The following is a 26898-nucleotide window of genomic DNA, read 5'->3' as shown; positions in this document are numbered from 1 at the left end:
CCGCGGCCTCAACAAGGAGCCTTCGTGGCCATCGACATTCACTGGATCCGCGACGATGCCAGCCTCGCCAGCCACTGCGCGCGCTGGCGGCAGTTGCCCTTCGTCGCCCTCGATACCGAATTCGTGCGGGTCGACACCTTCTATCCGCAGACCGGCCTGGTGCAGGTCGGCGACGGCCGCAGCGCCTATCTGATCGACCCGCTGACCATCGGCGACTGGCGGCCGCTGGCCGAGCTGCTGGCGGACCCGGCGGTGGTCAAGGTGCTGCACGCCTGCAGCGAGGACCTGGAGGTGCTGCTGCGCCTGACCGGCAGCCTGCCGCAGCCGCTGTTCGATACCCAGCTGGCCGCCGCCTACCTGAACCTCGGCTTTTCCATGGGCTACTCCCGGCTGGTGCACACGGTGCTGGGCATCGAGCTGCCCAAGGGCGAGACCCGCTCCGACTGGCTGCAGCGCCCGCTGAGCGAGCTGCAGATCCGCTACGCCGCCGAGGATGCCGTGCACCTGGCGGAGCTCTACGTCGCGCTGTCCGCGCGGCTGACGGAGGACAAGCGCGCCTGGACTCTCGAGGACGGCGCCGAGCTGGTCGCCAACCTGCGCCGCGAGGTGGCGCCCGAGGAGATCTACCGCGAGGGCCGGCTGGCCTGGAAACTGAGCCGCCAGCAGCTCGCCGTGCTGCGCGAGCTGTATGCCTGGCGCGAGCGCGAGGCGCGCCGGCGCGACCAGCCGCGCAACCGCATCCTGCGCGAGAACAGCCTGTGGCCGCTGGCGCGCTTCCAGCCGACCGATCTGGTCGGCCTCGGGCGCATCGAGGACATGCACCCGCGCACGGTGCGCCAGGACGGCGAGGCCCTGCTCCGGCTGATCCGCGAAAGCGGCTCGACGCCGCCGGAGAGCTGGCCCGAGCCCCTGCCCGAGCCCCTGCCGATGGAGGCCTCGGCGCTGCTCAAGAAGCTGCGGGCGGTCGGCCAGGCCGAGGCCGCGCGCCTGCAGGTCGCACCGGAGCTGGTGCTGCGCAAGAAGATTCTCGAAGCCCTGCTGAAAAGCGGCTTCCCCAACGGCCCCTACCGGCTGCCCGACACGCTGCGCGGCTGGCGCCGCGAGCGGATGGGCCAGGCCCTGCTCGACTGCCTCGGCGGAGAACGACCATGAAACGCATCTGTTCCATCTACAAGAGTCCGCGGCGCCGGGAGATGTATCTCTACGTGGAGAGGAAGGACGCCCTGGCGCGGGTGCCCGAAGCCTTGCTGGCGGCTTTCGGCGCGCCGCAGCATGCCTTCGACCTGGTGCTCTCGCCCGAGCGTACCCTCGCCCGCGAGGACATCCACAAGGTGCTGGAGAACCTCGGAAAGCAGGGCTACCACCTGCAGATGCCGCCACCGGAAGAGGAGGACGACTACATCGAGCACCTGCCGGACGAGCTGCTGCGGATGAACGACCCGCTCTGAACCGGGCGGGCCTGGCGGACCCGCTCCGCCAGGCGACCGCGCTTCGCCGTCACTCGTCCGGCGCGAAGCGCTCGCGGCTGTTGCTCAGGTGGGTCCACATGATGGAAACCGACCTGGGCATCGGCGCGGCGGCCTTCGGCTTCGGCGCCGGCCTGTTCTTCATCGGCTACGCCCTCTTCGAAGTGCCCTCCAACCTGCTCCTGCAGAGGGTCGGCGCCCGCGCCTGGCTGACCCGCATCATGCTGACCTGGGGCCTGGTCGCCACGGCGATGGCCTTCATCCAGAACGAAACCCACTTCTACGTCCTGCGCTTTCTGCTGGGCATCGCCGAAGCGGGCTTCTTCCCCGGGGTGATCTACTACTTCACCCGCTGGCTGCCCGCCGCCGAACGCGGCAAGGCCATCGCCATCTTCCTCAGCGGCTCGGCGATCGCCTCGCTGATCTCCGGCCCGCTGTCCGGCGCGCTGCTGCAGATCGAAGGGCTCGGCTGGCACGGCTGGCAGTGGATGTTCTTCATCGAGGGCATGGCTTCGGTGCTGCTCTGCGGTTTCGTCTGGTTCTGGCTGGACTCCAGGCCGCACGATGCCAAGTGGCTGGAGCCTGCCGAGCAGGATGCCCTGGTCGCGGCCATCGACGAGGAACAGCGTGCCCGCGAGGCGGCGACCAGCGTCAAGCCGTCGCTCTGGGCGCTGCTCAAGGACCACCAGATCGTCCTGTTCTGCGTGATCTACTTCTGCATCCAGCTGACCATCTACGCCGCCACCTTCTGGCTGCCCAGCATCATCAAGCGGATGGGCGAGCTGAGCAGCGTCGAGGTGGGATTCTTCAACTCGATTCCCTGGCTGATCTCGATCATCGGCATGTACGCCTTCGCCCGGCTGGCCGCCCACTGGAAATTCCAGCAGGCCTGGGTCGCCGCGGCGCTGCTGATCGCCGCCCTGGGGATGTTCGTCTCCACCACCGGCGGGCCGGTCTTCGCCTTCGTCGCGGTGTGCTTCGCAGCCATCGGCTTCAAGTCGGCGTCCTCGCTGTTCTGGCCGATTCCCCAGGCCTATCTGGACACGCGCATCGCCGCCGGGGTGATCGCCCTGATCAACTCGGTGGGCAACCTCGGCGGCTTCGTTGCGCCGACCTCCTTCGGCCTGCTCGAACAGCATACCGGCTCGATCCAGGGCGGCCTCTACGCCCTGGCCGCGACCTCGGTGCTGGCGGCCATCGTGGTGTTCTTCGCCCGCACCCGGCCCGCTCCCAGCGATGAATCTGGCCTGTCCAGCCCCAGGCTGAGCCAGTCCCACTCCTGAAACCGAACGCCGTCCCGCGCCGTCGTCATGGGCGCGGGACGGAGCGACACATCCCGCAGCCCATAAGGAATCCACCATGAGCACTCCGCTTTCCCAGGCAACCGGCAAGGCCCCCGTCATCACCAGCCTGCAGGCCATCCCGGTGGCCGGCCACGACTCCATGCTGCTCAACTTGAGCGGCGCCCACGGCCCCTATTTCACCCGCAACATCGTCCTCCTCAAGGACAGCGCCGGGCACACCGGGGTCGGTGAAGTCCCCGGCGGCGAAGGCATCCGCCAGACCCTGGAGGACGCCCGCAGCCTGCTGATCGGCCAGCCGATCGGCAGCTACCAGAAGCTCCTCAACCAGGTGCGCCAGGCCTTCGCCGGGCGCGACGCCGGCGGCCGCGGCCTGCAGACCTTCGACCTGCGCATCGCCATCCACGCGGTGACCGCCTTGGAGGCGGCGCTGCTCGACCTGCTCGGCCAGTTCCTCGAGGTGCCGGTGGCGGCCCTGCTCGGCGAGGGCCAGCAGCGCGACGAGGTGGAGATGCTCGGCTACCTGTTCTACGTCGCCGACCGCCAGCGGACCGACCTGCCTTATCGCAGCGAGCCCGAGGCCGCCGACGACTGGTTCCGCGTCCGTCACGAGAAGGCCCTGACCCCCGAGGCGGTGGTCCGCCTGGCCGAGGCGGCGCAGGCGCGCTACGGCTTCCAGGACTTCAAGCTCAAGGGCGGCGTGCTGCGCGGCGAGGAGGAGATCGAGGCGGTCACCGCGCTGGCCGAGCGCTTCCCCGAGGCGCGCATCACCCTCGACCCCAACGGCGGCTGGCTGCTCAAGGACGCCATTCGCCTGTGCCGCGACCTGCACGGCGTGCTGGCCTACGCCGAGGACCCCTGCGGCGCCGAGGACGGCTACTCCGGGCGAGAGGTGATGGCCGAGTTCCGCCGCGCCACCGGCCTGCCCACCGCGACCAACATGATCGCCACCGACTGGCGGCAGATGGGCCACGCCATCCAGCTGCAGTCGGTGGACATCCCGCTGGCCGACCCGCACTTCTGGACCATGCAGGGCTCGGTGCGGGTGGCGCAGCTGTGCCACGAGTGGGGCCTGACATGGGGCTCGCACTCGAACAATCACTTCGACATCTCCCTGGCCATGTTCACCCATGTCGCCGCGGCGGCGCCGGGCAGGATCACCGCCATCGACACCCACTGGATCTGGCAGGATGGCCAGCGCCTGACCAGGGAACCGCTGCAGATCGTCGGCGGCAAGGTCAGGGTGCCGCAGAAGCCGGGCCTCGGCGTGGAAATCGACCTGGACCAGCTGAACAAGGCCCACGAGCTGTACAAGGGCATGGGCCTCGGCGCGCGCGACGATTCCGTCGCCATGCAGTACCTGATCCCCGGCTGGACCTTCGATAACAAGAAGCCCTGTCTGGTCCGCTGACCGGCCGAAGTGCCGGCATCCTCCGATCCGGGGAGGGCGGTCGCCGCGCGCGCAGCGGCAGCCGCCCTGCGGGCTCCGACCGCTTGCCGCGCCGCTCTTGGCCGAAGCTCCGCCAGTGGCTAGACTGCCCGCCCTTTTCGGCACAGGTGGCGGTAGTTCCCATGGCGGCGAAAGTCGAACCCTTCTGGAAGCGCAAGACCCTCGACCAGCTCGACGCCGGGGAGTGGGAGTCGCTGTGCGACGGCTGCGGCCTGTGCTGTCTGCAGAAACTCGAGGACGAGGAGGACGGCGGCGTCTACTACACGCGCATCGCCTGCCGCCTGCTCGATCTGGAAACCTGCCGCTGCCGCGACTACGCCAGCCGCCGCCAGTCGGTGCCGGACTGCATCCAGCTCACCCCCGCCCAGGCCGGCGAGTTCCAGTGGCTGCCGCCGACCTGCGCCTATCGCCTGCTCTCCGAGGGCAAGGATCTGCCGCTCTGGCACCCGCTGGTCTGCGGCGATCCCCAGGCGGTGCATCGCGAGCGGATTTCCCAGGCCGGACGCATGCTCAGCGAAACGGCGGTGGCCGAGGACGATTGGGAAGACTACCTGATCTTCCGCGCCGGCTGATCCGTTCGGACACTTCCCACCGCGCCCGGCCAGCCGGCACACTTGCCCCGTCCGTCCCGCCAAGGAGCCTGCCCATGCCCGTCCGCCCGAAGCTGCCGTTCTGTGTCGTCCTGCTGTTCGCGACCGCCCCTGCGTGGGCGGCGAGCAAGGTCGATCTGGACTACCACGTGCGTTTTCTACCCGAGAGCGACCAGGCCGAGGTGCGTCTGACCCTGGAGCGGGGCAGTGCGGTCCGCAGCCTGCGCTTCGAGCTGGGCGACCAGGGCCGCTACAGCGATTTCCAGACCGACGGGCAGTGGCAGCAGGATGAGCCCGGCAGCGGTACCTGGCGGCCTGCGGAAGGCAAGAGCAGCCTGAGCTACCGGGTGCAGGTCAGCCACGCGCGGGCATCGAGGCGCTTCGATGCGCGGATGACCGAGCACTGGGCGCTGCTGCGCGGCGACGATCTGGTACCCAGCGCCCATCTGGTGCAGCAGGATGCTGTGGAACTGGTGGCGCGCCTGGAGTTCGAGCTGCCCGAAGGCTGGCGGGGCGTCGAGACCGGCTGGCCGCGGATCGGCAAGAACCGTTTCCGCATCGACAACCCGGCGCGCCGCTTCGACCGGCCGACCGGCTGGCTGATCGCCGGCCGGCTCGGAACCCGGCGCGCCACCCTGGGCGACAGCGAGGTCAGTGTGGCGGCGCCGCTCGGCGAGAAGATGCGGCGGATGGACATCCTGACCCTGTTGACCTTCGTCTGGGACGAATACCGGGCGGTGTTCCTGCGCGAGCCGGACAAGCTGCTGGTGGTCGGCGCCGGCAACCCGATGTGGCGCGGCGGCCTGTCGGCGCCCAGCTCCCTGTACCTGCACGCCGACCGCCCGCTGGTCAGCGAGAACGGCACCAGCTCCCTGCTGCACGAGCTGGTGCACGTGTTCGCGCGGATTCGCGACACCGACGCAAGCGACTGGATCAGCGAGGGGCTGGCCGAGTACTACGCCATCGAGCTGCTGCGCCGCGCCGGCGGGCTCGGCGAGGATCGCTACGAGCGGGTTCGCCAGCAGCTGACCCGCTGGAGCCGCAAGGTCGAGAGCCTGCGCGGCGAGCGGGTCAGCGGTGCGGCAACCGCCCGTGCCGTGCTCCTGCTGCAGGCGCTCGACGCCGAGATCCGCGCCCGCAGCGAGAATCGCCATTCGCTGGACGATGTGGTGAGCGGGCTGATCCGCATGGAGCGGGTCAGTACCGACGACTTCGTCGCGATCAGCGAAAACCTCATGGGCGGCAAGTCGCAGGTGCTGGATACGCCCTTGCTGGCGCTCGAAAAAAGGCCGTGAGAAAACGCTCGCTTTTGTGCGATTCGTTACAAAAGCGCCCGCTTTTGTGATCTTTGCACCAGTCATGCAGGTTGGATGACCCGCCTGGGTGTCAAGAAATCTTTCCAGAGCAGCCATTATTCGTGTGACATTAAAATGACATTACGCGGCATGTGAATTGCAGGACTCCGGCAGGCGTTACCGCCTGCTTTCTGTCTTGCCAAGGTGCGTGCATAAAAATGGCTTACAACATCAACTGGTCGGCCGAGTTCGAAACCGGCATCGACATCATCGACGATCAGCACAAGCGTATCTTCGACTACCTGAACGAGATCGACCAGGCGATTGCCCTGCGCTCGGTTCCGGAGATCGAGCGGGTCATCAAGGCGATCATCGACTACTCCATTTCCCACAACACCTTCGAGGAAAGCCTGATGGAAAGGGCCGGCTATCCGCTGCTCGAGGCCCATCACCAGGTGCACGAGCGTTTCAAGGAGCGCGCCCATGGCTACGGTACGCGCTTCGAGAAGGGCGAGGATCCGATCCGTCTGGCGCGGGAGGTGCGCAGCGACATCGGACTGTGGCTGACCAACCACATCAAGCGCGACGACAAGCACTACGTGAGCGATGTGAAGAAAAGCCTCGAGGGCAGCTTCGTCTCGCGCATGCTGGCCAAGTTCTTCCAGTGAGCCGCCGGGCCGAGCTCGCCATTGGTCGGCCCGGCCGGCACCGATACCGATCCGGCACGTCTATCCCTGAAAATGTGGAGCAGGAGGGGGCGTCATGCGTCTGCTGGATTTGCGGGGGATGGGTCTGGCCGAGATCCTCAGGTGTGCGGCGAAGGACTTCATGGCCGACGAAATGCCGACCTATGCCTCGGCTCTGGCCTTCCAGATGCTCTTTTCCCTGTTTCCCTTCCTGCTGTTCCTGATCGCCCTGATCGGTTTTCTCGACCTGCAGCAGTTCTTCGACTGGCTGCAGCAGCAGGCGGCCCTGCTGCTGCCGGCGCAGGCGATGGACACGGTCAACGCGGTCATCGCCCAATTCCAGACCGAGCGGGTCGGGCTGTTCTCGGTGGGGATATTGGCCGCTCTGTGGACGGCGTCGGCCGGGGTGCGCTCGACCATGCTCGCCATGAACAAGGCCTACGACGTCAAGGAGGGCCGCCCGGCCTGGAAGCGCATTCCGCTGTCGGTGTTCTATACCATCGGTATCGCCCTGATGCTGCTGAGCGCGGCCGCCCTGATGCTCGTCGGCCCGCAGGTGATGGGCTGGCTGGCCGGCTGGGTGGGCCTGGAGCAACTGATCGTCATCCTCTGGACCTGGCTGCGCTGGCCGCTGGCGGTGCTGCTGCTGATCCTGGTCGTGGCGACCATCTACTACGTGGCGCCGGACGTCGAGCAGCGCTTCCATTTCATCACCCCTGGCTCGGTGCTGGCGGTGCTGGTGTGGATCGCGGCCTCGCTCGGCTTCGGCTTCTACGTGCGCAATTTCGCCAATTACGACGCCACCTACGGCAGCGTCGGGGCGATCATCGTGATGCTGCTGTACTTCTTCATCTCCGCGGCGGTGCTGCTGTTTGGCGCGGAGATGAATGCGGTGATCGAGCATCGTCACCCCGAAGGCAAGGACCCTGGCGAGAAGCAGCTTTGAGATTCAGGTGCGGCCGAGCACCTTGAGGATGAAGGCATATTCCAGCGCCACGTCCTTCAGCGCCTGGTAGCGGCCGCTCATGCCGCCGTGGCCGGCGCCGAACTCGGTCTTCAGCAGCAGCAGGTTGCCGTCGGTCTTGCTGGCGCGCAGCCTGGCCACCCATTTCGCCGCCTCCCAGTACTGCACCCGGCTGTCGTGGTAGCCGGCCACCGCGAGGATCGCCGGGTAGGCCTGGGCACGCACGTTCTCGCAGGGCGCGTAGGCCTTGATCCGGGCGTGGACTTCCGGGTCGCGCGGATCGCCCCATTCGTCGTACTCGGTGACGGTCAGCGGCAGCTCGGGGTTGTGCATGGTGTTCAGCACGTCGACGAAGGGCACCTCGGCGATCGCCGCGGCGAACAGCTCCGGGCGCCGGTTGAGCACGGTGCCGATCAGCAGGCCGCCGGCGCTGCCGCCGCTGATCGCCAGGCGGTCGGCAGAGGTGAAGCCTTCGGCGATCAGCCGTTCGGCCACGGCGATGAAGTCGCCGAAGGTGTTCTCCTTGTGCTCCAGCTTGCCGGCGCGGTACCAGGCCTCGCCCAGCTCGCCGCCGCCGCGCACGTGGGCGATGGCGAAGACGAAGCCGCGCTCCAGCAGGCTCAGCCGGGCATGCGAGAACCAGGGATCGAGACTTTCGCCATAGGCGCCGTAGCCATAGAGGTAGAGCGGGGCGGGCCGGCCCAGGGTGTCGCGGCGGGCGACCAGGCTGACCGGGATGCGCGCGCCATCGGCCGCCTCGGCCCAGATCCGCAGGCTGAGGTAGTCGTCGGCATCGAACGGACCCTCCACCGGAGTTTCCTTGAGCACCCGCTGGGCGCCGCCGGCCAGGTCCAGCTGGCGGATCTGCGCCGGGCGGTTGAGCGCCTCGTAGCGCAGGCGGATCGCCGGGCTGTCGAACTCCAGGATGTCCTGCACGTCCAGGCTGTAGGCGGCGTCCGGCAGCTCGACGCGATAGGGCGTGGCCTCGGCCGGGTGCACCTCGACGATCGGCAGGCCCTGCTCGCGCAGGCTGAGAACGAAGCCGCCGGCATTCAGGCTGAGATCCTCGATCATTCGCGCTGCGTCGTGGCCGATCCGCGGCCGCCAGTGCTCGCGGCTGGGCGAGCCTTCGGGCGCCTGGTAGACGGCGAAGTTGATGCCGTCCTGGTTGGTGCGGATCAGCCAGCCCCAGTCGCCGTCGATGCGCCCGTGGTCGGGGTAGTACTCGTGACCCTCCTGGCGCGGCGCCAGGCAGACGAAGGCCGCCTGCGGGCGTTCGGCATCCAGCGCCCAGGCTTCGCAGGTGGTCTTGCTGTTGCTCAGGAGAACCAGCTGGCGCTCGGAGCTGGCGCGGTAGCAGTGGATGAAGAAGCGTCCGTCCGGCTCGTTGAACACCAGCTCGGCCTCGTCGGCGCCGAGCCGGTAGCGGTACAGCTTGTGCGGCCGCTGGGTGTCGTCCAGCTCGGCGAAGAACAGCGTTTCGCTGTCGTTGGCCCAGGTCATGCTGCCGTCGCAGTCCTCGAAGGGCAGCTCGTGCAACTCGCCGCTGTCCAGTTCCCTGACGAACAGCCGGTAGATCTCGTCGCCGCTGGTATCCAGGCTGTAGGCCAGGCGCCGATGGTCGGGGCTGATCTCGAAGGCGCCGAGCGACAGGTAGCCGCCGTCGGCCAGGGCATTGGGGTCGAGCAGCAGTTCCTCGCGGCGCTCGTCGGTCTGCAGCGAGCCGTCCGTCGGGCGCGGGCAGCGGTAGTGGCGCGGGTATTCGTCACCGGCCGTGGTGCGCTGGTAGTACAGGTACGCTCCCCAGGGAACCGGCAGGGACAGGTCGGTTTCGCGGATGCGGCCCTTGATCTCCTGGAACAGGCTCTCGCGCAGCGCGCCGACATCCTCGAGCCGGGCCTCCAGATAGGCGTTCTCCGCCTCCAGGTAGGCGAGCACCTGCGGGTCGTCGCGCTGCTCCAGCCAGCGGTAGGGATCGGCACAATGGCTTTCGATTCGGGCGATGGGGGCGTGCATGGTGGCTCCTGGCGGCGGCTGGCGTCCGACGGCGCGACTTCCGGCAGTGGCGTCGCGGTGGGGAAATGTCGTTATGATAAGCACCCTTCCGCCAGTCTCACACCGCCATGATCGAAAACGACTATCTGCTTGCCTGGGCCGTCTACGGCATCGCCGCGCTTGGCTGCCTGCTGGTCTGGTTCCGGTTGACCCGCTGGATGTGGCGCTGGCTGTGCGAGCCCTTGCGGGTGGCCATGACGGTGCTGCTGCTGACTCCGACCGTCGTCGATCCGGGCAAGGAGCTGTTCGCTCCGGCCATCGCCATCACCGCCCTCGACCTGTTGTTCGGCGTCGGCAACAACGCCTGGCGCGCGGTGGCCGACCTGGCGCTCTACGGGATGATCGCCATGACCGTATATCTGCTGGCGGCCGGATTGCGCTGGCTGCTCTGGCGCCGTCGGGGCCTGGTCGAGGCGTCGCCGGCGAGCGACGGGAACGAACCGACCCTGCGCGAGCGGATGGCCCGCGGCGAGTTCGGCGGGCCGCAGGGCCTGCGTGCCGGCCCGCGTCCCTGAAACCGGAGCAGGCCGCCTGCGAGGAGCCCCGCGATGTGCGAACTGCTCGGCATGAGCGCCAACGTCCCGACCGATATCGTCTTCAGCTTCACCGGCCTGATGCAGCGCGGCGGGCGCACCGGCCCGCACCGCGACGGCTGGGGCATCGCCTTCTACGAGGGCCGCGGCGTGCGGCTGTTCCAGGACCCGGCGGCCAGCGCCGACTCCGAGGTGGCCCGGCTGGTGCAGCGCTATCCGATCAAGAGCGAGCTGGTCATCGGCCATATCCGCCACGCCAACGTTGGGCGGATCTGCCTGGCCAACACCCATCCCTTCGTGCGCGAGCTCTGGGGCCGCAACTGGTGCTTCGCCCACAACGGCCAGCTGGCGGATTTCCAGCCGCCGGCGGGCTTCTACCGGCCGGTGGGCGACACCGACAGCGAGCGGGCCTTCTGCGACCTGCTCAACCGGGTGCGGCAGGCCTTTCCCGAGCCGGTGGAGGCGCAGGCGCTGCTGCCGATCCTGGTGGCGGCCTGCAACGAGTACCGCGCCAGGGGCGTGTTCAACTGCCTGCTGGGCAACGGTGAATGGCTGTTCAGCTTCTGCAGTACCAAGCTGGCGCAGATCACCCGCCGTGCGCCCTTCGGTCCGGCGCGGCTGAAGGACGCCGAGCTGACGGTGGACTTCCAGGCCGAAACGACCCCGAACGACGTGGTGACGGTGCTGGCCACCGAGCCTTTGACCGCCAACGAGACCTGGATCGCCCACCGGCCGGGCGAGTGGACGCTCTGGCGACTGGGCGAGTGCATCGCCCGCGGCGAGGCCTGAGCTGCTACCTTTCCCCCGGCCCGGCCGGCCTCACTTGGCCAGAAAGCGCATGCCTTCTTCGAGACCGCCGAGGGTCAGGGGGTACATGTGCTGTCCCACCAGTTCACGGACGATCTGTATCGAGCTGCCGTAGTTCCAGGTGCGTTCGGGGGACGGGTTGATCCAGATGAGCTTGCGGTAGGTTTCCGTGAAGCGCTGCATCCACGCCAGGCCGGCTTCCTCGTTCCAGTGCTCGACGCTGCCGCCGGGCTGGAGGATTTCGTAGGGCGACATGGAGGCGTCGCCGACGAACACCACCTTGTAGTCCGGGCCGTACTTGTGCAGCAGGTCGTGGGTCGCGATGCGCTCGGAATGGCGCCGGCGATTGTCGGTCCACAGGCTCTCGTAGACGAAGTTGTGGAAGTAGTAGTGCTCCAGGTGCTTGAACTCGCTGCGGCAGGCGGAGAACAGCTCCTCGCAGATCTTCACGTGGGCGTCCATCGAGCCGCCGATGTCCAGCAGCAGGAGCAGCTTCACCCTGTTGTGCCGTTCCGGGCGCAGCTGGATGTTGAGCAGGCCGGCGTCGCGCGCGGTATGGGCGATGGTGGCGTCGAGGTCGAGTTCCTCGGCGGCCCCTTCGCGGGCGAAGCTGCGCAGGCGGCGCAGCGCCATCTTCAGGTTGCGCGTGCCCAGCTCGACCTGGTCGTCGAGGTTGCGGTATTCGCGCTGTTCCCAGACCTTGACTGCCTTGCCCTGGCGCGCCCCGGCCTCGCCGACGCGGATGCCCTCGGGGTGGTAGCCGCCCGAGCCGAACGGGCTGGTGCCGCCGGTGCCGATCCACTTGTTGCCGCCGGCGTGCCGCTCCTTCTGCTCCTCGAGGCGCTTCTTGAAGGTCTCGAGCAGTTGCTCGAGACCGCCCAGGGACTGGATCTGCGCCTTTTCCTCGTCGCTCAGCAGGCGCTCGAATTCCTTGCGCAGCCATTCTTCGGGGATCAGCGCCTCGAGCAGGGCGTCGAGGTTTTCCAAGCCCTGGAAGTAGGCGGTGAAGGCCCGGTCGAACTTGTCGAAGTGCCGTTCGTCCTTGACCAGGATGGTGCGGGCCAGGAAGTAGAAGGCGTCCATGTCGGCGAACACCAGCCGCTGCTCGAGCGCCTCGATCAGGTCGAGCAGCTCGCGCAGCGAGACCGGGACCTTGGCCGCGCGCATTTCATTGAACAGGTTGAGCAGCATGAACAGGCTCCCGTGGGATTCCGAGCTACCGGTTGGCGCGGCGGGTCATGAAGGCCAGGCGTTCCAGCAGCTGCGTGTCCTGCTCGTTCTTCACCAGGGCGCCGGCCAGCGGCGGAATGGCTTTGGTCGGGTCACGCTCGCGCAGCGCCGCAAGGTCGATGTCGTCGGCCAGCAGCAGCTTCAGCCAGTCGACCAGCTCGGAGGTGGAGGGTTTCTTCTTCAGGCCGGGGATCTCCCGCACCTCGAAGAACAGGTCCAGCGCCTCGGCTACCAGCTGGCCCTTGATACCGGGGAAATGCACGTCGACGATCTTCTGCAGCGTCTCGCGGTCGGGGAAGGCGATGTAATGGAAGAAGCAGCGGCGCAGGAAGGCGTCGGGCAGCTCCTTCTCGTTGTTCGAGGTGATGACCACGATCGGTCGCTGGCGGGCCCTGACGGTCTCGCCGGTCTCGTAGACGAAGAACTCCATGCGGTCGAGTTCCTGCAGCAGGTCGTTGGGGAACTCGATATCGGCCTTGTCGATCTCGTCGATCAAGAGGACCACCCGCTCGCCGGCCTCGAAGGCCTCCCACAGCTTGCCCTTGCGGATGTAGTTGCGCACGTCGTGGACCTTGTCCACGCCCAGCTGCGAGTCGCGCAGGCGGCTCACCGCGTCGTATTCGTAGAGCCCCTGCTGGGCCTTGGTGGTGGACTTGATGTGCCAGGCGATCAGCCGGGTGCCGAGCGACTCCGCCAGCTGCTCGGCGAGCAGGGTCTTGCCGGTGCCGGGCTCGCCCTTGACCAGCAGCGGGCGCTGCAGGGTGATGGCGGCGTTGACGGCGAGCCTGAGGCTGTCGCTGGCCACGTAGGTGGCGGTGCCCTGGAACTTCATCGTGAATCCTCGCGTGGGGTGGCGCCGGTGTGCGCCGGCCTGTCGTGGTTGGACCTGCGCCCGACTATAACGTGCAGGCGCCGGCACAGGAATGCCGGGCTCTGGACGGCGTGTGTGCGGCGACTTAGGCTTGCCCTTCTTTCGCGCATACACCAACAAGGAACGCGCCATGAGCCGCATCTATGCCGACAACGCACAATCCATCGGCAACACGCCGCTGGTCAAGATCAACCGCCTGGCGCCCCAGGGCGTGACCATCCTGGCCAAGATCGAGGGGCGCAACCCGGCCTATTCGGTCAAGTGCCGGATCGGCGCCAACATGGTCTGGGAGGCCGAAGCCAGCGGACGCCTGAAGCCCGGCATGACCCTGGTCGAGCCGACCTCGGGCAATACCGGCATCGGCCTGGCCTTCGTCGCCGCGGCGCGCGGTTACAAGCTGATCCTCACCATGCCGGCGTCGATGAGCCTGGAGCGGCGCAAGGTGCTCAAGGCCCTGGGCGCCGAGCTGGTGCTCACCGAGGCGGCCAAGAGCATGAAGGGCGCCATCGAGAAGGCCACCGAGATCGCCGCCTCGAACCCCGAGCTGTACTTCATGCCGCAGCAGTTCGACAACCCGGCCAACCCGGCGATCCACGAGAAGACCACCGGCCCGGAAATCTGGAACGATACCGACGGCGCGGTGGATGTGCTGGTCGCCGGGGTCGGCACTGGCGGCACCATCACCGGCGTTTCCCGCTACATCAAGCAGACCTGCGGCAAGCCGTTGCTCTCGGTGGCGGTGGAACCGACCGGCTCGCCGGTGATCAGCCAGACCCTGGCCGGCGAGGAGGTCAAGCCGTCGCCGCACAAGATCCAGGGCATCGGCGCCGGCTTTGTGCCGAAGAACCTGGACCTGTCGCTGGTCGACCGGGTCGAGCGGGTCACCGATGACGAGGCCAAGGCCATGGCCCTGCGCCTGATGCGCGAGGAGGGCATTCTCTGCGGGATTTCCTGTGGCGCAGCCATGGCCGCCGCCGTGCGTCTGGCCGAGCACGAGCCGTCGCTGCAGGGCAAGACCATCGTGGTGATCCTGCCGGACTCCGGCGAGCGCTACCTGTCGAGCATGCTGTTCGAGGGGCTGTTCAGCGAGCAGGAATTGCTCCAGTAAAGGCCGCTGGAGCGTGGCGGGAGCCTGTTTCCGCTGCGCTTGCGGGCGCGCACTGCGCGGTTCGCCCCATGCCTTTTTGATTCGGGTCAGGCCGTTGGGCGAAAACTGGGGCTATCCTGAAAACAAGGATGGCGCAGATTGCCCGTGCGACTGCTGCCTGAATGCCCCACTTGGTCGTAACCGGAGGAACTGGTCATGAACGCTTGGCTCAATCGTTTGCTCGCCGATCTCGCTACCCTGTTCGGTCTGGATGCCGCCGGGCGCCTGCAGCCCATTCCTCTGGAAAGCGACGAACGCCGTCGTCTGGCCGAGGAGCGCGCACGCCGCCGCTGACTGCTGCTCTGACAGGGCGCCCGCGGGCGCCCTGTTTCGTTTTCCGCCCCTGTGGCAGACTGCTCCGCCGAGGAGAGTCCATGTCACGTCCCTGCTGTTCCCGTTGTGCGCGTCCGCTGAGCCATTGCCTGTGCGCACTTGTCCCCCGACTAGCCAGCCGCACCCGGGTGCTGATCCTGCAGCACCCTGCCGAAGTATCCCATGCCCTGAATACCGCTCGCCTGGCCGGCCTGGCTCTGAGCAATGGCGAGCTGCGGGTCGGTGAGACCTTCCCCGAGCTGGCAGCGGAGCTGATGCACGGCACCTGGCGCAGCTGCCTGCTGTTTCCCGGCGCAGAGGCCATGCCGCTGGCCGAGCTGGCGCAGGACGGGCCGCCCCTGCAGCTGATCGTGCCGGACGGCACCTGGCGCAAGGCGCGCCGGATACTTCATCTCAATCCGCCGCTGGCGGCCTTGCCGCGGGTCGCCCTGCCCGAGGGCCTGTCGTCGCGCTACCGGCTGCGCAAGGCGCCCATGGCCGGGGCGCTGTCGACCCTTGAGGCGATCGTCTGCGCCCTGAATATCCTCGAGGGGGCTGGGCGCTTCGATGCCATGCTGCGGCCCTTCGAGGCCTTGATCGAGGGGCAGATCGCGGCGATGGGGGAGGCGGTCTACCGGCGCAATCATGGCGGCGATCCGGCGGGATAGATCAGTCGGCCCGTATTGGCCGGGTCTTTTGCCTGAGAATGTAGACCGTGACCAGCGCGGCGCTGGCCAGCATGAGCAGGCGGACGGGGAGCAGCGGAATCAGGTAGCAGGACAGCAGGATGCTCGTCCACATCAGGCCGACGGCGTAGACCTTGCCCTTGAGGGGAATGCCTTCGCCGTCCAGGTAGTCGCGGATCCAGGGGCCCAGCCAGGGGTGGCCGACCAGCCAGAGATAGAAGCGCTGCGAGCTGCGCATGAAGCAGGCGGCGGCCAGCAGCAGGAAGGGCGTGGTCGGCAGCAGCGGCAGGAACATGCCGATCACCCCCAGCGCCAGGCTGAGCAGGCCGGCCGCCTGCAGGGCGTGGCGCACCAGGCGGGATCGGCTTTCGCGGACGGTCCGCGCCATTCCGCCCCCTCAGTGAGGACGCGGCTTGAGCAGCGCGGGTTTTTCCTCGGGGGCATGGCAGAGCAGGAACAGCGTGGTGAGCAGGTCCGGAATCTGCTCGATCATCTCGTCCACCAGCTTGCGGTCGTGGGCGATTTCCGCGAAGTCCGGCTGGTCCTCGAACAGGCCGGAGGCGATCATGATCGGCAGCAGCAGCTCGCTGACCTCCTCCTCGGAGTCCTCGAACCAGGCTTCCTCGCGCAGGAAGACTCCCTCCATGAAGCCGATGCACCAGCCGCGCAGGTCGGAGTCGTCGGGGGCCTCGCCCAGGTCGAGCTCGCAGGGCAGCTCGGGATCCTCGTCGCTGGCCAGCTGGCGGCCGATATGCGCCTTGAGCTGGAGCAGCGTGGACTCGATTTCCTCCCGCTCGAGGTCGCTGCGGTAGTGCGGCGGCTCGGCAAACAGGGCGTCGATCCATTCGTGTTCGGGCACGGGTTCCGGGCAGATCGACAGCGCGGTCAGATAGCCGTGGGCGGCGACATAGTCCAACGCCTCTTCATGCAGATCGTCGGCGTCGAGAAAGGCTTGCAGGCGGGACAATTGCTCGGCGAAGGACATGGCGCGACTACCTTGAGGGTTGGGAGGCTGGATTTTAGCCCGGATAACGCCCGGCGGCGTGCCGCGGCGCGGTTTTTTTCGTGGGCAGTCGCACGGGGGCATTCGGCCACGGCTGGAGCGGGACTGATAGCCGGCTTCCTCACGTATAATGCGCCGCTTCATACGGCTCCGTCCGGAGCCGTGCAGCCGATTCAATCCGACAGGCCGCCCGGTCTCGTTGTTCCGCTTGGAGTGTCCATGCTCGAACAGGCTCAGCGCATTCTCAAGGACGTCTTTGGTTACGACGCGTTCCGTGGCAACCAGGCGGCAATCATCGAGCGCGTCGCCCGCGGCGGCGACGCCCTGGTGCTGATGCCGACCGGCGGCGGCAAGTCGCTCTGCTATCAGGTTCCGGCCCTGCTGCGCGACGGGCTGGCAGTGGTGGTTTCGCCGCTGATCGCACTGATGGAGGACCAGGTCGCCACCCTCGACGAGCTGGGGGTGCCGGCGGTGGCGCTGAACTCCACGCTGGGTGCCGACGAGCAGCGCGAGATCGCCGAGCGGATCCGTCTGGGCGAGATCAAGCTGCTCTATCTGGCCCCGGAGCGCCTGGTGCAGCCGCGCATGCTGGCCTTCCTGCAGCGCCTGCCGATCGGTCTGTTCGCCATCGACGAGGCGCATTGCGTGTCCCAGTGGGGGCACGACTTTCGCCCCGAATACCTGCAGCTGGGCCAGCTCGCCGAGCTGTTCCCGCAAGTGCCGCGCATCGCCCTGACCGCCACGGCGGACAAGCGCACCCGCGAGGAAATCGTCCAGCGCCTGCATCTGGAAAGCGCCGAGCGCTTTCTCTCCAGCTTCGACCGGCCGAACATCTTCTACCGCATCGTCGCCAAGGATCAGCCGCGCAAGCAGCTGCTGGGCTTTCTTGCCGAGCGTCGCGGCGACGCCGGAATCGTCTATTGCATGTCGCGCAAGAAGGTCGAGGAAACCGCGGCCTTCCTCTCCGAGCAGGGTTTTCCGGCGCTGCCGTACCACGCCGGACTGTCCAACGAACTGCGCGCCCTCCACCAGAAACGCTTCCTCAACGAGGAGGGGCTGATCATGGTGGCGACCATCGCCTTCGGCATGGGCATCGACAAGCCCAACGTGCGCTTCGTCGCCCACCTCGACCTGCCCAAATCGCTAGAGGCCTACTATCAGGAAACCGGCCGGGCCGGGCGCGACGGCCTGCCGGCGGACGCCTGGATGGCCTACGGCCTTCAGGACGTCATCTTTCTCAAGCAGATGCTCAGCAGTTCCGAGGGCGACGAGCGGCACAAGCGCGTCGAGCAGCACAAGCTCGACGCCATGCTGGCGCTGTGCGAGGAAACCCGCTGCCGCCGCCAGGCGCTGCTGGCCTATTTCGACGAGGAGCTGGCAAAGCCCTGCGGCCACTGCGACAACTGCGTCGACGGCGTGCAGACCTGGGATGCCACCGAAGCCGCCCGCCAGGCGCTGTCGACCATCTACCGCAGCGGCCAGCGCTATGGCGTCGGTCATCTGGTGGACATCCTGCTCGGCCGCGACAACGACAAGGTGCGCAGCCTGGGCCATCAGCACCTGTCGGTGTTCGGCGTCGGCAAGGCGCACGGCGAAGGGGAGTGGCGCACGCTGTTCCGCCAGCTGGTCGCCCGCGGCCTGGCCGATGTGGATCTGGATGGCTATGGCGGCCTGCGCCTGAACCAGAGCTGCCGGGCGCTGCTGCGCGGCGAGATGAGCTTGGAGCTGCGCCGCGATCTCAAGCCACAGGCGCCGAAGCCTGCGGCCAGCGCCGCCAGCCAGCTGGTCCGCCACGACGAGCGCGAGCAATGGGAGGCGCTGCGTGCGCTGCGCCGCAAGCTGGCGGAGGAGCACGCGGTGCCGCCCTATGTGATCTTCCCCGACGCCACCTTGCTGGAAATGCTGCGCAGCCAGCCGCGCTCGCTGTCCGAGATGGCGCGGGTCAGCGGCGTCGGCGCGCGCAAGCTGGAGCGCTATGGCGAGGCCTTCCTCGAAGTGCTCAACAAGGCTGGCGAGGCGCCGAAGCCGGTGACCGACCTGCGCCACGAGCTGGTCAGCCTGGCCCGCGCCGGCATGACGCCGGCGCAGATCGCCTGCCAGCTGGACTGTACCGAAAAGAACGTCTATAGCCTGCTGGCAGAGGCCATCGGTCGCCGTCAGCTCATCCTCGAGCAGGCGCTGGACCTGCCCGAGGAACTGCTGGGCGAAATCCACGATGCCTTCCTCGACGGCGATGGCGAGCTGCCTCCGGTCGCGGCGCTGGCCGAGCAGTTCGCTGGGCGGGTACCGCAGGGGGTGCTGCACTGCGTGCGTGCAGCCTTGCAGGCCGAACTCGATCCGTGACCGACGGCTTGCATCCGAGCTGCTTTATTTACATCTTCTGACGAAAAGTCGCGTGGCGTATTGTTCAGCTTGCGGTTACGGTTAGCTAACTAATAATTAGTCCAAGTACTAGTGCGAGCTTTTTCCCATGTCCTACTTGAATCAGCATCGCTTTGCGATGCAACTTGCCCAGTTGTCGCGTGCCTGGCGTGCCGAGCTGGACCGCCGGCTGTCCGGAATGGGCCTGTCGCAGGCGCGCTGGCTGGTGCTGCTACATCTGGCCCGCTTCGAGGCCCGTGTCGGGAAGTGGCCGACGCAGCGCGAGCTGGCCGAGAGCGTGGCGGTCGAGGGGCCGACCCTGGCCCGGCTGCTGGATACCTTGGAGGCGCAGGGACTGGTCAGCCGCCAGGCGGTGGTGGAGGACCGGCGGGCCAAGCGGATCGTGCTGAACCCGGTGGCGGTGCCGCTGATCGAGCAGATCGAGGCGATTTCCTCCCAGTTGCGCCAGGAACTCTTCGCCGGGATCGATCCGGAGGAGCTGCGTCTCTGCCAGCAGGTACATGCGCGGATCCTCGCCAACCTGGAGAAGCGCTGAAGCGCCGTGCCAGGCTCCGTCGCAGGCCGGCGGGGCTCATGCCCGGTCTGCAGCGCTATCATGGTAACTAGCCCGTCACAGTTTCCCGGAGGCGCCATGACTGCGGCCAGGCCGGAAATTCTCATCACCTACTGCACCCAGTGCCAATGGCTGCTGCGTGCCGCCTGGCTGGCCCAGGAGCTGCTCAGCACCTTCGGTGAGGATCTCGCCCGGGTCAGCCTGGAGCCGGGCCGCGGCGGGGTGTTCCGCATCACCTGCGACGGTGTGCAGATCTGGGAGCGCAAGGCCGATGGCGGCTTTCCCGAAGCCAAGGTGCTCAAGCAGCGCGTGCGTGACCTGATCGCTCCGGGCCGCGATCTCGGCCACAACGACCGCCCCTGAGTTTTGCGGTTGCGTCAGGGCGCGCTGTCACTGAATCGACCCGGCGCCGTCACAGCGTCTTCATCCCCGGTGCGGAAGATCGGTTAAACCCCGCCGGAGATTGCCGATGAGCAGCGCCCACTTTCAGCCGACCGACAAGCAATCCGTCCGTACGCTCTGGATTTCCGATGTGCACCTTGGTACGCGGGACTGCAAGGCCGAGCATCTGGCGAGCTTTCTCAAGCGCTATCGCACCGATACCCTCTATCTGGTCGGCGACATCATCGACGGCTGGCGATTGCGCAGCGGCATCTACTGGCCGCAGGCACATACCAATGTCATCCGCCGCCTGCTGACCATGAGCAAGCGCGGCACCACGGTGATCTATGTCACCGGCAACCACGACGAGTTCCTGCGTCGCTATTCGGCATTGATACTGGGCAACATCCATCTGGTCGACGAGGCCGAGCACGTCACGGCCGATGGCCGGCGGCTGCTGGTGGTCCATGGCGACCAGTTCGACGTGGTCACCCGCTGCCACAGGTGGCTCGCCTTCCTCGGCGACTCCGCCTATGGCGTCACCCTGGTCCTCAACCGCTGGCTCAACCACTGGCGCGAGCGCTGGGGCTACGGCTACTGGTCGCTGTCGGCCTTTCTCAAGTACAAGGTGAAGACGGCGGTGAACTTCATCGGCGATTTCGAGGAGGCCATCGCCCATGAATGCCAGCGCCGCGGCTTCAATGGCGTGGTCTGCGGGCACATCCATCATGCGGAGATCCGCCGCCTGGGCGAGGTGGAGTACCTCAACTGCGGCGACTGGGTGGAGTCCTGCACGGCGCTGATCGAGCACTGGGATGGCAGCATCGAGCTCTATCGCCTGGCCGAGAAGCAGGCGCTCCTGGTGCGGCAGGGTGCCGAGCTGGCGAATGTCGTCGAGACAGCCGCATGAGGGTCCTGATCGTCAGCGACGCCTGGCTGCCACAGGTCAACGGCGTGGTCACCAGCCTGCAGTCCCTGATCGGCGAGTTGCGCGAGCTGGGCCATGAGGTGCGCTTGCTGTCGCCCGGCGAATTCCGCTCCCGGCCCTGTCCGACCTATCCGGAAATTCCGCTGGTCTGGGATCTCTGGCGGGTAGGGCCGGCAATCCGCGCGTTTCGGCCGGATTGCGTGCACCTGGCCACCGAGGGCCCCCTCGGTTGGGCCGCCCGGCACTGGCTGGTGAAGCGCGGGATGGCGTTCTCCACGGCCATCCACACCCGCTTCCCGGAGTACGTCCATACCCGATGGCCATGGCTGCCGCTGAGCTGGGGTTATGCCCTGTTGCGCGCCTTCCACCGGCCGAGCCGCGCGGTACTGGTGAGCACCGCCCGTCTGCGCGAGGAGTTCAGGCATTGGCGTCTGCCGCGTCTGGTCATCTGGGGCAAGGGCGTGGACACTCGCCTGTTCTTTCCGCAGCCGGAGCGGCTCGTAGCGGAGCGGCCGGTGTTTCTCTATGTCGGGCGCATTGCTCCGGAGAAGAACCTGGAGGCTTTTCTGGCGCTCGACTTGCCGGGCGAAAAACGGGTGGTCGGCGACGGGCCGCAGCGCGCAGAACTGCAAGCGCGTTATCCCGAGGTCCACTTTCTCGGCTATCGCCATGGCCGGGAACTGGCTGCGGCCTACGCCGAGGCCGGCGTGCTGGTATTTCCCTCACGTACCGACACCTATGGCCTGGTGATGCTGGAGGCACTGGCTTGTGGCACTCCTGTGGCGGCATTTCCGGTGCCGGGGCCGCTGGACGTGGTGGAGGCGGGTGTGAGCGGCATGCTCGACGAGGATCTCGGCAAGGCCTGTCTGGCCGCACTGGCGCTGGATCGCGCGCATTGTGCCGAGCTGGCGGGCCGGCAGTCCTGGCGTGCTTCGGCACTCGAGTTCCTGGCTCATCAGGTGCTGCTGACTGGCGAACCATGTAGCCAAGCACAGGCGCACACGGAATTCCGGGTGGATGCCCTGGTCGATTAGCTTTGTTGCGAGCACCGCCTGCTCCGCCTAGTGTGCGTTCCCCATCACGCCATGGCGAGGATTCCGGCTCGTTCTTGGGAGAGCCTCGGGCAGGGCCGCTCCACGGGTAGAGGCAAATGGCTATCCCGATACTTCGACAGGGCTTGGGAGGGATTGAGGTGGCTTGTTGAGTTTCGCGCCGGATTCGCTCCATCCGGTCTGCAGGCCATCCCTGGCCTTTCTGGCAGCGGAGGTCCGCTGGTCTGCGAGGTACGTCGTTCTTGACTAGACGGTCACCTTGTCTCTGAGCTTTTCCGCCGCCTGGCGCAGCGCCAGGATGACCCGTTCCTTGTCGAAGTTCTGGATGTCGTTGGTATCCAGATACATCGAGAAGCCCGGCATTTCGTGTTCGATAAAGCTGGAAACGGCACCGAGGTCGCGACGGAAGTCGACGATCTGATAGATCTGCACCGGTCGGCTGAAGCCCTTGACCGTGATCTGACCCTTGTCGCGGCACATGATCACGTCCTTCACCAGGGAATAGGTCTCATGGGAGATGAGGATCTCCCCGGTATCCGACGCGCTTTCCAGGCGGCTGGCGAGATTTACCTCGCGGCCGATGATGGTGTAGTCCATCCGTGTGTCGGCGCCGAAGTTGCCGACCGTGCAATAGCCGGTGTTGATGCCCATGCGGATTTCCAGCGGCTTGGTAATGCCTTGGGCGCGCCATTGCTGGCGCAGCACCTTCATGTGCTTGCGCATGGCGATGGCCATGGACACTGCCGCGACCGCGTCATTTTTGGCGCCCTCGGTGGTAGGGTCACCGAAAAAAACCATTATCGAGTCACCGACGAATTTGTCGATGGTCCCACCATACTTCAGGGCGATTTTCGACATTTCGTTCAGGTAGTTGTTGAGCAGGTCGGTCAGCGCCTCGGCCTCGAGCTCCTCGGATAGTTCTGTAAAGCCCTTGATGTCGGAGAAGAACACGGTGAGCTTCTTGCGCTGGGTTTCCAGGCGCACGCTCTTCCTGCCGGTGAAGATCGATTCCCATACCTGGGGCGACAGATACTTGGCCAGGCTGCTGGCCAGTTGGGCAGACTTTTCCTGTTCCCGCTTGATTTCACCACGCATCTGGATCAGCCTCTGGCTTTGCCGGTGGACGAAGCAGGCGGTGATGCAGACGTACAACATGGTGAAGGCAACGCTCACCAGGGAAACCAGATCGGGTGCGGAGCCCCTATAGGTAGGTGCGAGCAGCATGTTGGCCAGTAGCGTTGTGCTCAGGGCCACCAGCACGGCAAGTGCCAGATTGCGTGTGCCGCCTGTCATGAGGGCACTGAAGCTGAGGGTCAGCAGAAGCATCAGGCTGGGCACGATCGAGAAACCCAGGAGCACTGCCGCCAACCCGACATGCATTGCATCGATAAACAGCAGGACCTGGCCGGTCTGTTGCGGATAGTCGAGGCGATAGCTCTGGCTGAGGTGATAGGCTAAGGGGGGATAGAGCAGGGCGTAGGGCACCAGCCAGAGAATGTCGTAGCTGAAATAGTGCGCATAGGTGCCAGCGGCGACGCTCGCAGCGGCGGAGATATAGGCCAGCATGCGCGAGTAGTATTGGCGCAGTGAGTACGAAGAAGCGGGAAGTCCGTCTTGACAGCTACTACTTACGTCTTTCATGGGGAGGAGCCTTCCTTGCTGCTACTGCTGGAGCTTATGCTTGTTATGGCGCAGGAGCTTATGCTTTAGCTGCAATGGTTACAATCATGCGCTGAAAGATAGGCATGAGACTTTCGGGCACGAGCAGGCACATGTGATGAGGCGTTTTTGGTTGTCGGTGCGTGGGTCAGATGCCCATGCTGGCCAGACTTTGTAGGATGTTGCGCAGGGTTGCGGCGAGCGTCGGATGCTCGACCTCGAAGCGTTCCACGGCCAGGTTGATGCCGTCCACCAGGTTGTCGTCTGGTACACCGCCTGCATCTCGGGCCAGTTGCAGTTCGAGGTCCTGGATCAGAGAGGCTAGCCTGGCGCGCTCATCGGCGCTCATCGGCGGATTTTGTGCCAGTTGATCACGCAGTTCTTGTAAATGTCGCTGCAGATTTTCGGGCATGACAAATCCCCCTTATGAAATTTCCTTGTAAAGAATAGATCAGGCAGGAAGTGCCTGCTTGATCTTGATCAAAGGGGGGCAGGGTTTCGGATTTTTCCTGTCTTTGCCGGCAGGGAACTGATCCGCTGGAGCGCCAGAGCCTCGCTTCTCGGATAGATGCACCGCTTCCCCCCTCATCCTGGCCGAGATGCCACACGGCCGGAAAGGCCTTGTGTTGAGCCGATGTCCTACCGGCCGCCAGAAAGCCCGAAAACGCGGGGCTGGCTTCAGCGCAGCCAAGATAGTGGCGATGTGTGACATATAGATGACCGGCGAGGCTCTGGTGCCAGCCTGAATGCAAGAGCCTGTGACCGACTATGACTTTGGTTTTATCTGCAACTGCGGTTCTGCTGCTGCCTGAATGCATAGCAGACTATATACTCGGCCACTATTGAATAATTTTTCGCGGAGGAGGTACCTGCAATGCGTGTGATTGCCGCCGACCGGACCAAACGTTTGGGCCGTTCACTAGTGTGTGCCGGACTGGCCCTGCTACCCCTGATGACAGCGGTTGCCGAAGAGGACCCTTGGGAGGGTGTCAACCGGGCGATATTCCGTTTCAATGACACCTTGGACACCTATTTTCTGAAACCGGTGGCCAAGGGGTATCAAGCTATTACCCCCCAGTTTTTCGAGGATGGCGTGCACAACGCCTATCGCAACATCGGTGATGTCGGCAACCTGGCCAATGATCTGTTGCAGGCCAAGTTTCATGATGCAGGTGTCGATAGCAGCAGGCTGCTGCTCAACAGCACCATGGGGGTACTGGGGTTTTTCGACGTAGCGACCAAGATGGGGCTTGACCGTAACGACGAAGACTTCGGGCAGACTTTGGGGGCCTGGGGCGTGCAGAGTGGTCCCTATGTGGTTCTGCCGTTCTTCGGGCCAAGTACAGTGCGCGATGCCGGTGGACTGCTTGTGGACTCCTACACCAAACCCTACCCGTACATGGATGACGATATCCGGACCCGTAACATCATGTTCGGTCTCAATGTCGTAGACACCCGCGCCAGTTTGCTGTCGGCGGAGAAGCTCATCACCGGCGACAAATATGTGTTCATCCGCAACGCCTACCTGCAGAACCGCGAGTTCAAGGTGCAGGATGGCAAGGTGGAGGACGATTTCTAAGCCCTTTGTCTTGAGGCGCCAATCCGATGCCAGTCTTTCCTGACTGGCATTTTTGCTTTTGCAGTTTCCCCCAAACTCGTCAAGTTGAACGTGGCAAGTCGTGCTTTTTATGGTGGCTTGTCATTTCTGCGGTAATGGCAAATATGGTTACCAGTGCATGCTTGAATCGCCAAGCGGATGGGAGTACCGTCTGCGCCGTGAAGCGAACTCACTACTAGCGCTTTGGCAAGGGACGGAGGTGTGCGCGAACCCGATCCCTGGCGCAGTCAGCCCGGATACCCCATGCACAATTCCAGTGCCAAGCTGCTGATAATCGATGACGACAAAGTCGTCCGTGCCAGTCTTGCGGCCTACCTGGAGGACAGCGGTTTCCAGGTCCTGCAGGCCGGCAACGCCCTGCAGGGGCTCGAAGTCTTCGAGGCAGAGGAGCCCGACCTGGTCATCTGCGATCTGCGCATGCCGCAGATCGATGGCTTGGAGTTGATTCGACGGATGGGCGAGCAGCAGAGCGAGACCCCGGTCATCGTCATGTCCGGTGCGGGCGTCATGAACGATGTGGTCGAGGCCTTGCGCCTTGGGGCTGCCGACTATCTGATCAAGCCGCTGGAAGACCTTGCCGTACTTGAGCACTCGGTGCGCCGGGCGCTCGACCGGGCGCGTCTTCGTCTGGAAAACCGCCGCTATCGGGAAAAGCTGGAGGTCGCCAATCGGGAGCTTCAGGCTAGCTTGAGCCTCCTGCAGGAGGATCAGAATGCCGGGCGTCAGGTACAGCTGAACATGTTGCCGGAAACGCCCTGGGAAGTGGATGGATTGTGCTTTGCCCACAAGATCATCCCGTCGCTGTACCTTTCGGGCGATTTCGTCGACTACTTTCGGATCGATGAGCGCCGTCTAGGCTTTTATCTGGCCGATGTCTCCGGTCATGGTGCCTCTTCCGCCTTCGTCACCGTACTGCTCAAGTTCATGACCACACGCCTGCTTTATGAATTCCGGCGTAATGGCGCTTTCCCCGACTTCAAGCCATCCGATGTGCTCGCTCACATCAACCGCGGCCTGATCAACTGCAAGCTGGGCAAGCATGTGACCATGCTCGGCGGACTGATCGATCTGGGCGCTGACCGGCTGACCTATTGCGTGGGAGGACACCTGCCGTTGCCCGTCTTTTACAGCAATGGCGAGGCCACCTACCTGAAGGGGCGCGGACTGCCGGTCGGTTTGTTTCAGGATGCCAGCTATGAGAACTATGAACTGCAGCTGCCGGCATCCTTCAGTCTGACGTTGGTGTCAGACGGAGTTCTGGATCTTTTGCCGGGTGAGACGCTCAAAGAAAAGGAAGCCGTCCTGCCGGAGCGTGTGAGAGCCGCAGGTGGCAGCCTGGATGGATTGCGTCAGGTATTGGGATTGGCCCAGCTGGGCGAAATGCCAGATGATATCGCCTTGCTGGTGTTGAACAGGAACCTTGCATGAGTACCGGGAAAATCCAGTTCGCCGAGCAAAGCGGCACCTTCGTCCTCAAGTTCATCGGAGAAATCCGGCTGACCCTGTGTTCGGCCTTGGATGACACCATTGAGCGGATCTTCGCTGCCCTCAATTTCTCCGCCATTGTCATCGACCTGACCGAGACGCAGAGCATCGATAGCACCACGCTGGGGCTGCTGGCCAAGCTCTCGATCCTCTCCCGACAGAAGGTCGGCATGCTGCCGACGGTGGTGACGACCCATCCGGACATTACCCGTCTGCTGCAGTCGATGGGCTTCGATCAGGTATTCAACATTGTCGACCGACCGATTCCCTGTCCGGAGTGCCTTTCCGAGCTGCCTTCCCAGGATCAGTCGGAGGAAGTGGTCAAGGCCAAGGTGCTGGAGGCACACCGCATCCTGATGGGACTCAACGAGTCCAATCGAGAAGCCTTCCATGATCTGGTCAGTGCTCTCGAGCGCCAATAACCCCTGATCTTCGGCTGGCGGG

At 65.5% G+C, this 26898-nt stretch carries 27 protein-coding genes and 1 pseudogene; 21 read left to right on the top strand and 7 right to left on the bottom strand.

Annotated elements, in window-relative coordinates:
• Positions 1-24: 24 nt before the first annotated feature.
• From rnd to ACG10_RS12850, 8 genes and pseudogenes are all read left to right on the top strand, one after another.
• On the top strand, positions 25-1152 hold the full coding sequence (gene rnd, locus ACG10_RS12885) for a ribonuclease D (RefSeq protein WP_089168526.1): 1128 nt from the start codon (positions 25-27) through the stop codon (positions 1150-1152).
• A complete protein-coding gene (locus ACG10_RS12880; RefSeq protein ID WP_089168525.1) occupies positions 1149-1448 on the top strand; it encodes a YcgL domain-containing protein in 300 nt (99 codons plus the stop codon). Before rnd ends, ACG10_RS12880 begins: the two co-directional genes overlap by 4 nt.
• A 101-nt stretch (positions 1449-1549) precedes the next feature.
• Positions 1550-2749, top strand: a pseudogene (locus tag ACG10_RS12875) (MFS transporter); the annotation flags it as partial.
• Positions 2750-2825: 76 nt separating this feature from the next.
• Entirely contained in the window at positions 2826-4178 is a 1353-nt protein-coding gene (gene gudD, locus ACG10_RS12870) for a glucarate dehydratase (RefSeq protein ID WP_089168523.1), read from the top strand.
• A gap of 161 nt (positions 4179-4339) precedes the next feature.
• On the top strand, positions 4340-4789 hold the full coding sequence (locus tag ACG10_RS12865; protein WP_039803460.1) for a YcgN family cysteine cluster protein: 450 nt from the start codon (positions 4340-4342) through the stop codon (positions 4787-4789).
• A 74-nt stretch (positions 4790-4863) separates the two neighbouring features.
• Positions 4864-6102: a hypothetical protein gene (locus ACG10_RS12860; RefSeq protein ID WP_089168522.1), complete on the top strand. Its 1239-nt coding sequence runs from the start codon at positions 4864-4866 to the stop codon at positions 6100-6102.
• Between the two features lie 218 nt (positions 6103-6320).
• Positions 6321-6770 (top strand): bacteriohemerythrin, encoded by a 450-nt coding sequence (locus tag ACG10_RS12855; RefSeq protein WP_039803464.1) that lies wholly within the window; start codon positions 6321-6323, stop codon positions 6768-6770.
• A gap of 94 nt (positions 6771-6864) precedes the next feature.
• A complete protein-coding gene (locus ACG10_RS12850) occupies positions 6865-7734 on the top strand; it encodes a YihY/virulence factor BrkB family protein (RefSeq protein ID WP_039803466.1) in 870 nt (289 codons plus the stop codon).
• A gap of 3 nt (positions 7735-7737) precedes the next feature.
• Here the strand turns inward: ACG10_RS12850 and ACG10_RS12845 are convergent, their stop codons facing one another.
• Positions 7738-9768: a S9 family peptidase gene (locus ACG10_RS12845; RefSeq protein ID WP_089168521.1), complete on the bottom strand. Its 2031-nt coding sequence runs from the start codon at positions 9766-9768 to the stop codon at positions 7738-7740.
• A 107-nt stretch (positions 9769-9875) separates the two neighbouring features.
• Between ACG10_RS12845 and ACG10_RS12840 the strand changes: the two genes are divergently transcribed.
• A complete protein-coding gene (locus ACG10_RS12840; protein ID WP_089168520.1) occupies positions 9876-10322 on the top strand; it encodes a hypothetical protein in 447 nt (148 codons plus the stop codon).
• Positions 10323-10355: 33 nt separating this feature from the next.
• Positions 10356-11129, top strand: coding sequence for a class II glutamine amidotransferase (locus ACG10_RS12835; protein ID WP_089168519.1), 774 nt, complete (start codon positions 10356-10358; stop codon positions 11127-11129).
• 30 nt (positions 11130-11159) lie between these two features.
• On the opposite strand, the gene ACG10_RS12830 is transcribed toward ACG10_RS12835, so the two are convergent.
• Positions 11160-12338, bottom strand: coding sequence for a vWA domain-containing protein (locus ACG10_RS12830; RefSeq protein ID WP_039803477.1), 1179 nt, complete (start codon positions 12336-12338; stop codon positions 11160-11162).
• 25 nt (positions 12339-12363) lie between these two features.
• The gene (locus ACG10_RS12825; protein WP_039803479.1) at positions 12364-13209 is read right to left on the bottom strand and encodes an AAA family ATPase; all 846 of its coding nucleotides are present in this window, start codon (positions 13207-13209) and stop codon (positions 12364-12366) included.
• 169 nt (positions 13210-13378) lie between these two features.
• Between ACG10_RS12825 and cysK the strand changes: the two genes are divergently transcribed.
• From cysK to ACG10_RS12815, 3 genes are all read left to right on the top strand, one after another.
• Positions 13379-14356 (top strand): cysteine synthase A, encoded by a 978-nt coding sequence (gene cysK / locus ACG10_RS12820; RefSeq protein WP_089168518.1) that lies wholly within the window; start codon positions 13379-13381, stop codon positions 14354-14356.
• Between the two features lie 195 nt (positions 14357-14551).
• Positions 14552-14689 (top strand): PA1414 family protein, encoded by a 138-nt coding sequence (locus ACG10_RS24140; protein ID WP_165493812.1) that lies wholly within the window; start codon positions 14552-14554, stop codon positions 14687-14689.
• A gap of 80 nt (positions 14690-14769) precedes the next feature.
• Positions 14770-15375: a tRNA-uridine aminocarboxypropyltransferase gene (locus tag ACG10_RS12815; RefSeq protein WP_089168517.1), complete on the top strand. Its 606-nt coding sequence runs from the start codon at positions 14770-14772 to the stop codon at positions 15373-15375.
• Between the two features lies 1 nt (position 15376).
• Here the strand turns inward: ACG10_RS12815 and ACG10_RS12810 are convergent, their stop codons facing one another.
• Positions 15377-15781 carry a YbaN family protein gene (locus ACG10_RS12810; protein WP_089168516.1) on the bottom strand — a complete coding sequence of 135 codons (405 nt, stop codon included), beginning with the start codon at positions 15779-15781 and terminating at the stop codon, positions 15377-15379.
• A gap of 9 nt (positions 15782-15790) precedes the next feature.
• A complete protein-coding gene (locus ACG10_RS12805; RefSeq protein ID WP_089168515.1) occupies positions 15791-16378 on the bottom strand; it encodes a UPF0149 family protein in 588 nt (195 codons plus the stop codon).
• Between the two features lie 237 nt (positions 16379-16615).
• Here ACG10_RS12805 and recQ point away from each other — a divergent pair, with 237 nt between their 5' ends.
• From recQ to ACG10_RS12780, 5 genes are all read left to right on the top strand, one after another.
• Positions 16616-18739, top strand: coding sequence for a DNA helicase RecQ (gene recQ, locus ACG10_RS12800; RefSeq protein ID WP_089168514.1), 2124 nt, complete (start codon positions 16616-16618; stop codon positions 18737-18739).
• A 127-nt stretch (positions 18740-18866) separates the two neighbouring features.
• Positions 18867-19313, top strand: coding sequence for a MarR family transcriptional regulator (locus ACG10_RS12795; protein WP_089168513.1), 447 nt, complete (start codon positions 18867-18869; stop codon positions 19311-19313).
• 96 nt (positions 19314-19409) lie between these two features.
• Positions 19410-19694 (top strand): SelT/SelW/SelH family protein, encoded by a 285-nt coding sequence (locus tag ACG10_RS12790; protein WP_089168512.1) that lies wholly within the window; start codon positions 19410-19412, stop codon positions 19692-19694.
• Positions 19695-19800: 106 nt separating this feature from the next.
• Entirely contained in the window at positions 19801-20622 is an 822-nt protein-coding gene (locus ACG10_RS12785) for a UDP-2,3-diacylglucosamine diphosphatase (protein WP_089168511.1), read from the top strand.
• Positions 20619-21674 (top strand): glycosyltransferase family 4 protein, encoded by a 1056-nt coding sequence (locus ACG10_RS12780; protein ID WP_089168510.1) that lies wholly within the window; start codon positions 20619-20621, stop codon positions 21672-21674. The genes ACG10_RS12785 and ACG10_RS12780 overlap by 4 nt, the downstream gene beginning before the upstream one ends.
• Before the next feature lie 264 nt (positions 21675-21938).
• Here ACG10_RS12780 and ACG10_RS12775 read toward each other — a convergent pair whose 3' ends face one another.
• Both ACG10_RS12775 and ACG10_RS12770 read right to left on the bottom strand, forming a co-directional pair.
• Positions 21939-23333: an adenylate/guanylate cyclase domain-containing protein gene (locus ACG10_RS12775; RefSeq protein ID WP_089168509.1), complete on the bottom strand. Its 1395-nt coding sequence runs from the start codon at positions 23331-23333 to the stop codon at positions 21939-21941.
• A gap of 166 nt (positions 23334-23499) precedes the next feature.
• Positions 23500-23763, bottom strand: coding sequence for a DUF4404 family protein (locus ACG10_RS12770; protein ID WP_089168508.1), 264 nt, complete (start codon positions 23761-23763; stop codon positions 23500-23502).
• A gap of 462 nt (positions 23764-24225) precedes the next feature.
• Between ACG10_RS12770 and ACG10_RS12765 the strand changes: the two genes are divergently transcribed.
• From ACG10_RS12765 to rssC, 3 genes are all read left to right on the top strand, one after another.
• Complete coding sequence (locus tag ACG10_RS12765) at positions 24226-24930, top strand: MlaA family lipoprotein (RefSeq protein ID WP_089168507.1); 705 nt, start codon at positions 24226-24228, stop codon at positions 24928-24930.
• Between the two features lie 282 nt (positions 24931-25212).
• Positions 25213-26397, top strand: coding sequence for a two-component system response regulator RssB (gene rssB / locus ACG10_RS12760; protein WP_089168506.1), 1185 nt, complete (start codon positions 25213-25215; stop codon positions 26395-26397).
• Positions 26394-26876, top strand: coding sequence for an anti-sigma factor antagonist RssC (rssC, locus tag ACG10_RS12755; protein WP_089168505.1), 483 nt, complete (start codon positions 26394-26396; stop codon positions 26874-26876). Before rssB ends, rssC begins: the two co-directional genes overlap by 4 nt.
• Positions 26877-26898 lie beyond the last annotated feature (22 nt).

This window comes from Azotobacter chroococcum, assembly GCF_002220155.1.
In the GTDB taxonomy this organism is placed as follows: domain Bacteria; phylum Pseudomonadota; class Gammaproteobacteria; order Pseudomonadales; family Pseudomonadaceae; genus Azotobacter; species Azotobacter chroococcum.
Note: the sequence above shows the minus strand (reverse complement) of the source record. Positions and strands in the feature narration are given on the sequence as shown.